This is a genomic window from Xenorhabdus entomophaga (assembly GCF_037996725.1).
GTDB lineage: Bacteria > Pseudomonadota > Gammaproteobacteria > Enterobacterales > Enterobacteriaceae > Xenorhabdus > Xenorhabdus khoisanae.
On the sequence record NZ_JBBMXH010000361.1, the window covers coordinates 1 to 420 of the forward strand.

Genomic DNA, 420 nt, shown 5'->3' on the forward strand with positions numbered 1-420 from the left:
GAACACAAATGGAGTGGGGCAAAAGCGATAAGAAGACAAAAAAGATGTTCAGTTGATGAGTTGTTCACCGAGCACATCGAATGTGTCAGGTTATGTTGATTCTGCTATATAATCCTGCTGCTGAACTGGCTGGAGCATTAGCAACACCTAAAGCCAAACATTTCCCGCATTTGAATGTTGATGAATTACCCGCGTTCCTACAGGCACTTTCCCTCTACAGGGCGAGAGCGTGAACTTTTTGTTAAAAAATTTCAGGTTTGACGAATAAGAAAAAATATAATTTCATACTTCTTTTTTCGGGAAGTCTTTTTATGAGTATCGATGCTTTTTCTCAGTATTTCAGTACATTAACAGATCCCCGCCAGTCGTCTAAGATCAGTTATCCTTTGTTTGATGTCCTTTTTCTGTCGATTACAGCCA

1 protein-coding gene is annotated in these 420 nt (G+C 39.5%); it reads left to right on the forward strand.

All coding sequences use genetic code 11. The annotated features are described in order from the left end of the window. Positions 1-92: 92 nt before the first annotated feature. Positions 93-233, forward strand: coding sequence for a hypothetical protein (locus tag AAC854_RS23200; RefSeq protein ID WP_340619143.1), 141 nt, complete (start codon positions 93-95; stop codon positions 231-233). Positions 234-420 lie beyond the last annotated feature (187 nt).

Excerpts from the sequence above, each read along its gene's own strand:
- AAC854_RS23200 (WP_340619143.1), top strand. The coding sequence starts at position 93 with ATGTTGATTCTGCTATATAATCCTGCTGCTGAACTGGCTGGAGCATTA.